14 protein-coding genes are annotated in these 11370 nt (G+C 35.5%); 6 read left to right on the forward strand and 8 right to left on the reverse strand.

Annotated features, from left to right (window positions below):
• Positions 1 to 44: 44 nt before the first annotated feature.
• The 8 genes from KDE13_RS00990 to KDE13_RS01025 form a co-directional block, all read right to left on the reverse strand.
• Complete coding sequence (locus tag KDE13_RS00990) at positions 45 to 1721, reverse strand: methyl-accepting chemotaxis protein (protein ID WP_212140262.1); 1677 nt, start codon at positions 1719 to 1721, stop codon at positions 45 to 47.
• A 66-nt stretch (positions 1722 to 1787) separates the two neighbouring features.
• The gene (locus KDE13_RS00995; RefSeq protein ID WP_212140261.1) at positions 1788 to 2051 is read right to left on the reverse strand and encodes a FlhB-like flagellar biosynthesis protein; all 264 of its coding nucleotides are present in this window, start codon (positions 2049 to 2051) and stop codon (positions 1788 to 1790) included.
• Positions 2051 to 3715 (reverse strand): hypothetical protein, encoded by a 1665-nt coding sequence (locus tag KDE13_RS01000; RefSeq protein ID WP_212142617.1) that lies wholly within the window; start codon positions 3713 to 3715, stop codon positions 2051 to 2053. Before KDE13_RS01000 ends, KDE13_RS00995 begins: the two co-directional genes overlap by 1 nt.
• Before the next feature lie 3 nt (positions 3716 to 3718).
• Positions 3719 to 4957 carry an MFS transporter gene (locus KDE13_RS01005; protein ID WP_212140259.1) on the reverse strand — a complete coding sequence of 413 codons (1239 nt, stop codon included), beginning with the start codon at positions 4955 to 4957 and terminating at the stop codon, positions 3719 to 3721.
• Between the two features lie 9 nt (positions 4958 to 4966).
• Positions 4967 to 5551, reverse strand: coding sequence for a hypothetical protein (locus tag KDE13_RS01010; RefSeq protein ID WP_212142272.1), 585 nt, complete (start codon positions 5549 to 5551; stop codon positions 4967 to 4969).
• Positions 5548 to 5823 carry an AtpZ/AtpI family protein gene (locus KDE13_RS01015; RefSeq protein ID WP_212140257.1) on the reverse strand — a complete coding sequence of 92 codons (276 nt, stop codon included), beginning with the start codon at positions 5821 to 5823 and terminating at the stop codon, positions 5548 to 5550. Before KDE13_RS01015 ends, KDE13_RS01010 begins: the two co-directional genes overlap by 4 nt.
• The gene (gene hemL / locus KDE13_RS01020) at positions 5823 to 7097 is read right to left on the reverse strand and encodes a glutamate-1-semialdehyde 2,1-aminomutase (protein ID WP_212140256.1); all 1275 of its coding nucleotides are present in this window, start codon (positions 7095 to 7097) and stop codon (positions 5823 to 5825) included. The genes KDE13_RS01015 and hemL overlap by 1 nt, the downstream gene beginning before the upstream one ends.
• Positions 7094 to 7492, reverse strand: coding sequence for a c-type cytochrome (locus KDE13_RS01025; protein WP_212140255.1), 399 nt, complete (start codon positions 7490 to 7492; stop codon positions 7094 to 7096). Before KDE13_RS01025 ends, hemL begins: the two co-directional genes overlap by 4 nt.
• A gap of 85 nt (positions 7493 to 7577) precedes the next feature.
• Here KDE13_RS01025 and folD point away from each other — a divergent pair, with 85 nt between their 5' ends.
• From folD to KDE13_RS01055, 6 genes are all read left to right on the forward strand, one after another.
• On the forward strand, positions 7578 to 8441 hold the full coding sequence (folD, locus tag KDE13_RS01030; protein ID WP_212142618.1) for a bifunctional methylenetetrahydrofolate dehydrogenase/methenyltetrahydrofolate cyclohydrolase FolD: 864 nt from the start codon (positions 7578 to 7580) through the stop codon (positions 8439 to 8441).
• Positions 8442 to 8453: 12 nt separating this feature from the next.
• Positions 8454 to 9314, forward strand: a complete 861-nt coding sequence (lepB, locus tag KDE13_RS01035; RefSeq protein ID WP_212140253.1) for a signal peptidase I — start codon at positions 8454 to 8456, stop codon at positions 9312 to 9314.
• Complete coding sequence (locus KDE13_RS01040) at positions 9301 to 9954, forward strand: site-2 protease family protein (protein ID WP_212142619.1); 654 nt, start codon at positions 9301 to 9303, stop codon at positions 9952 to 9954. Before lepB ends, KDE13_RS01040 begins: the two co-directional genes overlap by 14 nt.
• Before the next feature lie 61 nt (positions 9955 to 10015).
• Positions 10016 to 10477 carry a ribose 5-phosphate isomerase B gene (gene rpiB / locus KDE13_RS01045; RefSeq protein WP_212140251.1) on the forward strand — a complete coding sequence of 154 codons (462 nt, stop codon included), beginning with the start codon at positions 10016 to 10018 and terminating at the stop codon, positions 10475 to 10477.
• Entirely contained in the window at positions 10467 to 10799 is a 333-nt protein-coding gene (locus KDE13_RS01050; protein ID WP_212140250.1) for a hypothetical protein, read from the forward strand. Before rpiB ends, KDE13_RS01050 begins: the two co-directional genes overlap by 11 nt.
• Positions 10800 to 10819: 20 nt before the next feature.
• Positions 10820 to 11368 (forward strand): adenine phosphoribosyltransferase, encoded by a 549-nt coding sequence (locus KDE13_RS01055; RefSeq protein ID WP_212140249.1) that lies wholly within the window; start codon positions 10820 to 10822, stop codon positions 11366 to 11368.
• Positions 11369 to 11370 lie beyond the last annotated feature (2 nt).

The following is an 11370-nucleotide window of genomic DNA, read 5'->3' on the forward strand; positions in this document are numbered from 1 at the left end:
AGCTATATATCAGACAAGTCTAAGCTTGTCTGATATATCTTTACTCAAGTTCTAAACTCGCCTAGCTTTGCGTTTAGTGCATCTGTCATTTTATTTAGATGTTCGGCAGCTCCCGCGATCTCTTCAACGCTTCTAGCATTTTCTGTTGATATAGCATTTATACCATCTATATTTTTGACTATATCATCGATATTTTTACCAGTATTTATGTAATCTTGTATCGTCTTATCAGACAATCCTATAGCATTACCCATAACCTCACTCATAACTTTTATCGTATTTTCAACATCACTTGCGACAGATGTTAAGGTCTGAATTTGTTTTGAGTTTTCATTCATCTGGGTGCTTGATTCTGTGATGGCTTGGACGATTACATTTATAGTTGCATTTATCTCAGTTAAACTTCTTTGAGTTCGCTCAGCTAGTTGTCTAACCTCATCAGCAACTACGGCAAATCCCCTACCATGCTCACCTGCACGAGCCGCTTCGATAGCTGCATTTAGTGCTAGCAAATTCGTCTGATCTGCAATATCATTTATCACAACTAGGACTGATTTTACCTGCTCTGCATCACGACTTAGTTGGTCTATCTTGATAGCCATCTCGCTCTCTGTTTGTGCCGAATGCAAAATTTGACTTGATAAATTTGATATAGCCTTAGTCGCTTCATCCACGTATCTTATAGCCTCTTGTAGATCTTTTTTACCATTTTGAGCAATCTCTATGGATGTTTTCATATTTGTTTGGATATTATTACACTCCTTGCTTGTTTTAGCAACTATAGTAGTTGAATCCTCTACGCGTTTTCCTGTATGAAGAGATGTTGAACTCAGCTCATTTGCCACAGATGAGTTTTCAGATGAAAGCCCCTTTGCGTCAGATATAAGTACTCTAACTTTTTCTATGAAGTCATTTATAGCTTCACTAGCTTGTGCTATCTCATCTTTACCACGAATTTCTAATTTACGAGTTAGGTCTCCATCTCCACTCGATAGGTTTCTAGCACGTGCTATAAGTGTATTTAGTGGGTTTGTTATAGAAAATTTTGAATACAACAATGTTGCAAGGATAAATACGATAGCTATCGCAACAGCGGTAATAATAAAAGTACGTATACCTCGCTCTGCATCAGCATTTAAAATTTTAATAGCATCATCTATTCTTTTTTTATCAGCGGCTAAACTAGTAGATATAACAAGTATCATATCTTCTCCTGCTATATTTACCCTTCTACTGTTACCAACCCTAGGATCATCATTGTATATATATCGAACAAATTCATCTTTTGTACTAGTTCTTGCATACTCTTGCATTATCTTAATACCATTTTTATCTGTCATATTTGATTGATCTGTGTTATTTAGATTTGAATTTGGTGGGTAGAGTATCATTTTACTTTTATCATCCATTAAAAATGCGTATCCGTCACGATCTGGGCCAAATCTTACATTTTTAATATATTCAAAGATATCGCTTTTGATGTCATCATTGCTTTCTCCAGCTTTTAAATATTCAATCTGTATATTTTTGATAAAATCAGCAAATATATCACAGTTTTCAACTAGTCCGACTTCTTTCTCTTGTAACACAAATTGTCTAAGATAACCTTCTGTATTACGTAACGTTTTATTGCTCATATTGTTATTTAAAAATACAAGTGCCACAAACAACACGAGTAAAGATGCAACACTCATAAAAACCACTTTAGTGGAAATTTTCATTAAAAACTCCTTTTGGAAAATTATTTTCTAATAATAATATAAATCTTTTTAAATAACTATTAAAATTTATTTTTTATTTGTAATCTTATATAGAAAGCTAAATACCTCTGCGACCGCTTTATACAGATTTGGCGGTATCTCATCATTTATCTCAACTTTGCTTAAAATTTCAATCAAGTCTGGGTCCTCTTTTATAGGTATATTATATTTTTGTGCAATATTTATGATATTTTTTGCGACCTCTCCAGCACCACTTGCTAAGACTTTAGGGGCATTATCTTTAGCTTTGTTATACCCTAATGCAACTGCCTTTTTTTTAGTTATCTGCATTAAATTTTCTTATCATATCCAACGTCAAAACCGTCAAAATTTTTAAATTTTTTTGACAACTCATCTTTTGACATCGCTTTTAGATTAAAATTTGACACTATAAGCCCAAACTGTGAGATAGCCTGTTTTAGCTCACTTGCGTCAGTTTTTATAAGCTCTTTAAACTCTTTAGTTTGCGTCGCGATCGATATATCGATATAACGTTTATCTATAAGCCCTATCATCACATTTATATCGCCATATTTTTTAAAATTTAGACTGATCTGAGCATAAAATTTATCTTTTTTTCCACTCTTAAACGCCACACTTCCACCCTCAACACCATCCCAAATATAAGGCATATAAGTCTGCACTCCTCCTTGAAGACTTGAAATCATTTGATGCATCTCTATCTGTGAGAGCATTTTGTTTGCCATTTGGTTTATCTGGGCATTTTGGCTCTTTTCAGTGATAGTTAAAAGTGTGTTTTTAACATCTAAACTTAGCGTTTTTGTTATATCGGCTGAGCTTTTTTGTGTAATATTTGCTTCATCTAAATTTGCTAGTTTGAGCTGTTTTATTAGTGATCTTGTTTCATCTAAGTTTATCTTTGCTATACTAGCATCACGGTCTGCAACGTTTAATGTTTGAGCCAACCTACGTGCTGCACTCTCTAGTTTATCTTGAAGTGTGCCTTGACCATGAGCATCGGTTTGAGTGCGAAACTCTTTAACTAAGCCTATCTCATCGCCGATATTATTAATCCCCTTTAGGCTCTTTTCTAGGCTTTCTAGAATTACTTTTAGATCTTTATAGTTTGAAATAAATGAAAAATTTTGGTTAAGTTTTTCGGACTGAAGATTTGAAATTTTATCATTCAAACTTGATACAAATTCTAGTATTTTACTAATTTGATTTTTTATTACGTCTGCATTTGGCTGCTTTGTTAAGCTTTTGTCTAAAAATTTAGCCATATTATCAAGCTTATTTACATCGATAAAAAGCGACTTTAAACTTGAGTTATTAAGCGTCGTTTCAGCCTTATCCTGTGCAGCTAGCAACATCGTGTTTAGCTTTGAAAATGACTTTGAGTTATCCAGGTTTTCGTCATTTGCTAAGGTCATTATCTGTGCTAAAAGTTCTTTGTTATTTAAATATTTTATATCCATAAGTAGCTTTTGTATCGATGGTGGCAACTTTTGAGCAGTGATAGCGTCTTTTAAATTTGCTTCAAGCATAATACCTGAATTTTTTATCTGTTCATTTAACCCAGCACTACTTAGATCGGCTATCGGTTTTAAAAATTCTTTCAGTTTGATAGCTAGACCTTTAAGATCATTATCTGCGTTTAAATTTGCTTGGGCTTCTAAAACTTTTGCAAGATTTTGCATATCTTTGGCTAAATTTGGTGCGATCTGGGTATTTTTAACTTGTTGTAAAATTTGAGCTGTTTTGCTAGTACTACTAGCACTTTTAAGCTCGTCAAGCACACGAGCCACGAGTTTATCAAGATTATCAAATGCTTCTGATACAGTTTGACTCATCGTTGTATTTTGTTGCTGTGATTTAAAAATTTGATTTTGTGTGGCGATCTGACTTGCTACGCTAGTCGAGCCAGAAATGATCTGAGAAGGAGTAGCCGTAGCACTTTGAACACTTGTGCTTAGGTTGGTTGAAATTTCCATTTTTTACTTTTTATTTTCCATATCGGTAAAATTATCCGTTGTATTTAGTCCATCGATAGCAATCGTTCGTGAAACGTGCGGATGATAACTCTTGCGAAGCTCTACTGGTATCGTCTCTTTAGTAAACGCAAAAACTAGCAAAACTAAACTCAAAGTAAGATAAACATAGATAAATCCAAATGTGCCAAACATATCCATACTAGCCCCCATAACAAGTGGCGAGATAAGCGAACCAGATGAGTAGCTAAAAAGCAAAGCACGACTAACTTCGACACTTTTACTTCTGTCAGTTAATGCATCATTTGCACGTGCTATCGATAATCCATAAAGGCAAAATATCCCCATTCCAAGACAAAATGCCAAACCATACTGGACTTTTAAATTTGTACTAAACAAAAACGCCAAAGCCGATACAAACGCAATAGTACAAGAAAATATAATCGCTGGACGACGACCAAATTTATCAGAGAGTTTTCCTATAAAAAACTGAGCACAAAATCCTCCAAACATCGCTATCGTCATAAAAAATGAGACCTCTTTCGCTCCATAACCTTGAAGCATAATAAATACGCTAGACATTGAGAAAAAGCCGTTTATCAATACTCCAGCGATTACACTTCCCACAAGTGCAAGTGGCACGATAGTAAAAATTTTAGGCATACTTACACTTTGACGTGGCGGTAAAGGTGGCTCTTTTATGCGTATAAGATACAAAGGTATCGTAGAAAGCATTAAAAATGCCGCACCTATGATAAATACCTCAAACGTCTTAAGTTCAAGCGAAAGTATCAATATACCAAGTCCAAAATTTATATAAAAAACCGCTTCATAAAATGCCAAGATACGCGAACGTATGCGGTTTGGCGTCTTTGAATTTAACCAACTCTCTATAACCATCAAAAGTGCGTAGTAGCAAAATCCAAGTAACGCACGAAGTATCGCCCAAAAATATAAATTCATACTCAAGCTATGGAACATCGCAGATAGACTAAATATCGCACTAAATATCGCAAATGCTCGTATATGTCCTGCACGCAAAACGATAAGGTGAGAGGTCATCGTGCTAATCATCGCACCGATAAAAAAGCAAGTATTGATAGCTCCTATCATAACCTCGCTCGTACCTATACGTTTTAACTCCACGCTACCAGAGCTTATAACAAGTCCATTGCCGATAAATAGCAAACTCATACCTAAAAATAGCGGTAGCATCGAATTTATTGCACGTGTACTACTTGACATACCTTTCCTTTAAATTTTATCTTGCCTATTAAAGAATGCAAAGACAAATATACCAATAGGCATAGTGCTAAGCCCCATCAAAAATCCAACAATATCAAGCATATCTCTACGTTTTAACACTAAAAAGCAAAACACAAAAACACCATACGCTAAAAGTCTATACGGCATAAATGCTGTGGTTAAATTTATCTCTTTTAGCTTATATTTTCTACGCTTTAGACGTTCTTTTTCATCTTTTAAATTTATTCTAGCCTTATTTATATTAGACATTTTTGAAGTTTTTATCTCATTTTTTATAAATATTTGGCTCTCTTGTGTTGTGTCAGTATTTGTCTGTACTACTGTGTTATCAAGCCCCCATTCATCATATTCACTCTCATCAAGCTCACGCTCACGGGCTAAAATTTCATCTTTTTCATTTGCAAGTTTTATCTCAACTCGCCTTTTATATGCATAAAAACTAGTGATGAGTATTAAAACTGTGCTGAAAAATGCCACCTGAGAACTAATCAAAAACTCTAGCGATATAAAAGCTCCAACCACTAGTAAAACAAGCCAAAAAGTGGCATAAATTTTAACGAGCGTTTTTATCACTCATTATCCTCATCATTTATAGGTTTATAGCGTTTTTCATCTTTTAGCTCATCAAGGCTTCTTATCTGAATTTTATAAGCCTTATATACATTTAATATTGCCGCTGCTATGCCTAGTGCTAAACCAAACCAAAGCATAAAGCTCCAGCTTGTAAGGCTTTTTAGCCAAAGTCCAAGCCCAACACCAAGTGCGATAGCTACGACGATCGATATGCCAAGACTTAGCTGATCTGCACCTGAAACTATTTTTTTTAGTCTTGTATCTTTTGACATTATCTTATCTCGGCGAATGCTTCATAAGCTGCATTTATCGCATAGTCTATATCTGCCTGAATCATAGCATCACAGACAAATCCGGTCTCAAACTGGCTCGGTGCTAAATAGATACCACGTTTTAGCATAGCTGTGTGAAATTTAGCAAACATTTTAGTATCGCTTTTTAAAGCATCATTATAGTTTTTAACCGCTTTATCTGTGAAAAAATAGCCAAACATTGATCCTCGCACATCAGTAACTAATGCTACATTAGCCGCATCAGCCGCTCTTTTAAATCCATCCATCAAACAAGTGGCTAAATTTGTAAGCTTAGGATATAAATTTTTATTGTTATATATCTTTGAAAGTGCAGCTATACCAGCACTCATCGCAACTGGATTGCCACTTAGTGTCCCTGCTTGATAAACCGCACCATCTGGACTTAGACAGTCCATTATCTCGCGTCTGCCACCAAATGCTGCAGCATTCATACCGCCACCAATAACCTTACCAAATGTTATAATATCAGCTTTTACGCCGTGAAATGGTACCGATCCTAGCTCACTCGCTCTAAATCCACTCATAACCTCATCAAGTATTAACACAGCTTCATATCTATCACAAAGCTCACGAAGTCCTTGCAAAAATTCCTTATCGCCCGGCACAAGTCCCATGTTTCCAGCGATCGGTTCAACGATTAAAACCCCTATGCTTTGAGTTTTAAAAATTTTTTCCACACTATCAAGATCATTATATATCGCGAGGTGCGTATTTTTAACTATATCTTCTGGCACACCAGCACTTGAGGCATTTCCATAAGTCGTTGCACCACTTCCAGCCTTTATAAGCAATGCATCACTGTGTCCGTGATAGCAGCCTTCAAATTTTATAAGTCCATCTTTTTTAGCAAAACCACGAGCTACACGTATCGCACTCATCGTAGCTTCTGTGCCTGAGCTAACAAAGCGAATTTTATCTATATTGTCAAATTTTGAACATATTAGTTTAGCTAACTCAGTCTCAACAAGTGTCGGTGCTCCAAAGCTTAAGCCTTTTTTTACTGCATTTATAACGGCATTTTCTATATCTTTATCACAATGTCCAAAGATGAGTGGCCCCCAGCTTTGCACAAAATCAAGATACTTTTTACCCTCGACATCATATATATATGCACCATCTCCACGCTCGATAAATAACGGATTACTACCAACACTGCCAAATGCTCTAACCGGTGAATCCACGCCACCTGGAATAAAATTTTTAGCTTCACTAAAAGCATCTTTATTTGTCATTTTTCGCCTTTCTTATTTTTAATTTTCTTATTTTTGCTATTTTTATTTTGTTTATCTAAACTAACGATATATTCGTATAATACGCCACTCTCTTCATCAGTTAAAAAGTAACTTGGCATTATGCTTTTTGGCTCTGAAATAGCCTTTTTAAATTTATCAAAATCAACATTATTTATACGCGGAGCAGTCAGTTCATCGTCGACGATCTGTTTAGTTTTTTTATTAAAATATTTAAATCTCGAGATCACACCGCCCTCGCCATTTGCTCCGTGACATTTGTCACAACCGATACCACGTGGATTTAGATAGAGCATCCTTGCATATTCCATTCTTGTTATAAAATCAGCTCCAAAAATAGCCAAACACAAAAAGAAAATACAAAAAATTGCTCTCATTATTATCCAAATTTTTAAAATTTTAATTAAATTTTGGATATCATACTATTTTTGTGATTAAAAAAGCTTTTAAATAAGGACAAAAATGACTATTTTAGATGGAAAAGCGATCAGTGTAAAAGTTAAAGAGGAAGTAAAAGCACAAGCGATCAAGCTTAAAGATGTTGGTATTGAACCAACTTTGGCAGTTATTTTAGTAGGTGAAGACAAAGCCAGCCAAACCTATGTCGCATCGAAAGAAAAAGCGTGTATAGCAAACAATATCAAGTCAGTTATGCACCGCCTAAGCGAAAACACAAGCCAAAGTGAGCTACTCGCACTTATAAATATTTTAAATTTAGACGATAGCATTGATGGTATTTTAGTTCAGCTACCGCTACCAAAGCATATCGACACGATGACGATACTAAAAACAATCCGCCCAGACAAAGACGTCGATGGATTTCACGCGATAAATGTCGGTAGGTTGGTAAGCGGACTTGATGGATTTGTGCCTTGTACACCCCTTGGGATAATGCGAATTTTAAACGAATATAATATAAATGTAAGCGGTCTAAATGCTGTTATCATCGGACGAAGTAACATTGTAGGCAAACCTATGGCAAATCTGTTGTTAAACGCATCTGCGACAGTCACTATAACTCACTCAAAGACTAAAAATTTAAAGGAAATTTGCCAAAATGCTGATCTGATAGTAGCAGCTATCGGTAAGCCAAATTTTATCACCGCTGATATGGTACGTGATGGTGCAATAGTCATAGATGTAGGTATAAACCGCCTTGATGATGGGCGTTTAGTTGGTGATGTAGTCTTTGACGCAGTTGCACCAAAGACTAGCTACATAACACCAGTACCAGGTGGCGTAGGACCAATGACTATTGCAATGTTACTAAGCAACACGATCAAGTCAGCTAAATATCGTGCCAAAAAACTTGGTATAAATTTATAAAAAAGCAAAAAAATGAGAAAAATTTTAAACAAACTATACGACTTTTCGAGCAGTTGGACTGGCACGATTATAATCGTCTTGCTAGTGATATTTTTCTTCGTTCAAGCCTTTGTAATCCCATCAGGCTCGATGAAAAACACACTTTTAATAGGCGATCATCTCTTTGTTAAAAAATTTAGCTATGGAGTGCCTACGCCTCGTATACCTTGGCTTGAAGTAAAAGTACTTCCAGAGCTAAATAACAATGGACATCTAATCACAGGTGCGGGACCAAAGCGTGGCGATATAGTCGTATTTCGTTATCCATACGATGAGAAGATGCATTATGTTAAACGCTGCTTTGCTACAAGCGAAGATGAGATTATTTTCATCGAAAAACAGACATTCTTACGTCCATCACAGGGCGATGAGTATATCAGCTCAAACTACGATGCAAAGGACATTGTTACATTAAATGGTAAACTTTTTGTGCGTGAGCCATATAAATTTAGTGGCATTCACTATGATACAGATGTAAATTTATTTGATCAAATGGTTATGTATCTAAATGCTGGTAAACTCGCTATGAAACCCATCATCATTCCAGAGCTAGAACAAAATAAAAATTATCCATTTAATGCTTTTTATTTTAAAGTACCAAAAGATAGCTATTTTATGATGGGTGATAACCGCGATCACTCAAGTGATAGTCGTTTTTGGGGAGCGGTTGATTATAAATTTATAGTTGGCAAACCTTGGTTTGTCTATTTTAGCTGGGATAGTGAGTATAAAATTCGCTGGGAACGCATAGGTCGTCTTGTAGATACGATACAAAATGATGAAAAATTTACAAAATACGCTGTGAGTGAGGGCGAAGTTGATGGACTTCATTAATAATATCGATATAAAACAGCTTATTATAATGACGATAGTGCTTATCATATCCATCGTAGGACATGAGATCGCTCACGGCTGGGTCGCATATAAATTTGGAGATAACACTGCTAAAAATTTAGGTCGCCTTAGCATAAATCCTATAAATCATATAGATCCACTCGGCACTATAGTCGTACCAGCACTTATGTATCTTAGCACTGGGCTTGTATTTGGCTGGGCAAAACCAGTGCCGATCGCTATAAATACTGTGATAAGAAATGGTGGGTATAAAGGTGCGATAGCTGTTGCACTGGCTGGAATAACATATAATCTTACCCTTTTTGTATTAGCTTTTTTTGCATTCGGTGCGGTAAAGGCAACATTTCCTAGCCAAATTTTAGCTGAGTTTTTATACATACTTTTTACGGTAAATTTAATACTTGCTCTGTTTAATCTCTATCCTATACCGCCACTTGATGGCTCAAAAGCACTTGAATATGTATTTAGAATTTTTAGACTTCACGCGTTGGCAAATTCATATGCAAATAGCCAAAGATACGGCTTTATCATACTTATCATAATTATGATTTCGCCATTTAAAGAGCAGTTTTTCTATCCTATAGGATATGTTTTGAGTTTAGTTAGATTTTTGCTTTAAAATTTTTGTTTAATAAGGTTTGAGATATAATCTCATATAATTTAAATTTGCGGATATTTTTATGAAATCAAAGAGAATTCTTATAGCAAGCGATCACGCTGGGTTTGCATTAAAAAGTGAAATAAAAGAAAATTTAATAAATTTAGGCTATGAAGTCGTTGATCTTGGAGCACAAAATGATAAAGATAGCGTTGATTATCCTGATTTTGCTCACGCATTAGCACAAAGTATTACACCAGATGATCGCGGTATACTGATATGTGGGACAGGTATCGGCATCTCAATAGCTGCAAATCGCCATAATAACGTGCGTTGTGCCCTTTGCCACGATGAGACAACCGCATCTTTAGCAAGAGAGCATAACGATGCAAATGTCATCGCAATGGGTGCAAGAGTGATAGAAAAACAGATGGCTTTAAAGATGTTAAATATCTTTTTAAATACCGAGTTCTCGGGCGGAAGACACGAGAGGCGTATCGCAAAGATCGAGCCAAATTTAGCCAAAAGGAGTAGTGATGACTGAGTGGCTATTTTTAACACTGCTAATTTGTATCTGTTTATATCTAGTTGTTATGGTATTTTATTTTAAAACATTACTTAAAAAAGAGCGAATAACTAAAGATTTTATGAAAAATAACCTTAAAGACACAGAGATTGTCATCAGAAAGCTACAAATTCAGCTTCAACGAAGTCTTGGCAATATCGATATACTAACTGATGAGCTAAACAAAACAAAAAATGATGTAACCTCTCTTCGCACTAGAAACTCACAATACCGCTTAGAAAACGATAAACTTCGCGGACGCATTCGTGAGCTTGAGAGCAAGATCGAGGCATTGTTATAATAAGAAAATGAAAGAGAAAAATGAAAAATTTAGATGAAAAACAAAAAGAGTATCTGCTAAACTCTATCCGTGCCATCAAGGACTTCCCAAAGCCTGGCATTATATTTCGTGACATCACAACACTATTAAATAACAAAGATGCATTTAATTTTTTAATGGATCACCTAGTTGCTCACTACGAAGATAAGCATATCGATTTTATCGCCGGCATTGAGTCTCGTGGATTTATCTTTGGGGCAGCTTTAGCAGCACGTCTAAGATTACCATTTGTGCCAATACGAAAGCCTAAAAAACTACCATATATTACAATCTCACAAAAATACAGTCTAGAATATGGCGTAGATGAGGTGCAAATTCACATAGACGCATTTGGTCAAAAAGATGGTGCAAGAGTGCTGCTTATGGACGATCTAATAGCTACTGGGGGCACAGCAAAAGCATCTGTTGAGCTTATAAACCAGACCAAAGCTAACTGCGTTGAAGCTTGTTTCTTGATAGATTTAAAAGAGCTTGGCGGAAGCAAAGAGCTTAAAAATTTTACAAAAATTTATAGTATTTTAGAGATTTGATT

The organism is Campylobacter anatolicus (genome assembly GCF_018145655.1).
GTDB lineage: Bacteria > Campylobacterota > Campylobacteria > Campylobacterales > Campylobacteraceae > Campylobacter_A > Campylobacter_A anatolicus.

Excerpts from the sequence above, each read along its gene's own strand:
- KDE13_RS00990 (WP_212140262.1), bottom strand. The coding sequence starts at position 1,721 with ATGAAAATTTCCACTAAAGTGGTTTTTATGAGTGTTGCATCTTTACTC.
- KDE13_RS00995 (WP_212140261.1), bottom strand. The coding sequence starts at position 2,051 with ATGCAGATAACTAAAAAAAAGGCAGTTGCATTAGGGTATAACAAAGCT.
- KDE13_RS01000 (WP_212142617.1), bottom strand. The coding sequence starts at position 3,715 with ATGGAAATTTCAACCAACCTAAGCACAAGTGTTCAAAGTGCTACGGCT.
- KDE13_RS01005 (WP_212140259.1), bottom strand. The coding sequence starts at position 4,957 with ATGTCAAGTAGTACACGTGCAATAAATTCGATGCTACCGCTATTTTTA.
- KDE13_RS01015 (WP_212140257.1), bottom strand. The coding sequence starts at position 5,823 with ATGTCAAAAGATACAAGACTAAAAAAAATAGTTTCAGGTGCAGATCAG.
- hemL (WP_212140256.1), bottom strand. The coding sequence starts at position 7,097 with ATGACAAATAAAGATGCTTTTAGTGAAGCTAAAAATTTTATTCCAGGT.
- KDE13_RS01025 (WP_212140255.1), bottom strand. The coding sequence starts at position 7,492 with ATGAGAGCAATTTTTTGTATTTTCTTTTTGTGTTTGGCTATTTTTGGA.
- folD (WP_212142618.1), top strand. The coding sequence starts at position 7,578 with ATGACTATTTTAGATGGAAAAGCGATCAGTGTAAAAGTTAAAGAGGAA.
- lepB (WP_212140253.1), top strand. The coding sequence starts at position 8,454 with ATGAGAAAAATTTTAAACAAACTATACGACTTTTCGAGCAGTTGGACT.
- KDE13_RS01040 (WP_212142619.1), top strand. The coding sequence starts at position 9,301 with ATGGACTTCATTAATAATATCGATATAAAACAGCTTATTATAATGACG.
- rpiB (WP_212140251.1), top strand. The coding sequence starts at position 10,016 with ATGAAATCAAAGAGAATTCTTATAGCAAGCGATCACGCTGGGTTTGCA.
- KDE13_RS01055 (WP_212140249.1), top strand. The coding sequence starts at position 10,820 with ATGAAAAATTTAGATGAAAAACAAAAAGAGTATCTGCTAAACTCTATC.